At 78.5% G+C, this 572-nt stretch carries 1 pseudogene; it reads left to right on the forward strand.

The window, feature by feature from the left end:
• Positions 1–572: pseudogene (locus tag IE178_RS36565) on the forward strand (trypsin-like peptidase domain-containing protein); the annotation flags it as partial.

Below are 572 nucleotides of genomic sequence, written 5' to 3' on the forward strand. Positions count from 1 at the left end.
GGCGTCCTGCTGCGGCTGCCGGACGCGACCCCGTACCTGCGGGTGCTCCGGCTGCTCGCCGACCGCATCGTGGTCTGGCAGCAGTGCGGCCTGCCCGTGCCCCACGGCTTCGGCCCCGGCTTCTGGACCGCACTGCACCTGCCCCTGGCCGAACGCTGCGACCTGCTGCGCCGGCTGCTCGTCGCCGACGGCCCGCCGCCCGCCGGCACCACCGCCACCCACCACGACCCGCACCCGCCGCACGCGCCCGCGCCCGACGGCACCGCCCTGTCCCGGCACGCCGACGACGGCAGGGCGCAGCCGCTCCGACCTCGGCACGGCGACGAGGGCGAGGCGGACCCGTCCCGGCCCCGCTTCCTCGACGCCGCCGCACAGCTCCTCGCCGCCGACCCCGTCGCCGTCCAGCCGCACCTGATCCACTGGTTCGACGACGACCGGCCGTTGCCCGCGACACCCCGGGCGACCGTGGCCGACGCCGCCCAGGCGCTGCTGTACACCCACCGCGCCGGCGCCGAGGACGAGCTGGCCGAAGTGCTCGCCGGCCGCGGTCACCCGCGCGCCGGGGAGATGCT

Origin of the sequence: Streptomyces griseoloalbus (genome assembly GCA_014650015.1) — a bacterium.
GTDB lineage: Bacteria > Actinomycetota > Actinomycetes > Streptomycetales > Streptomycetaceae > Streptomyces > Streptomyces griseoloalbus.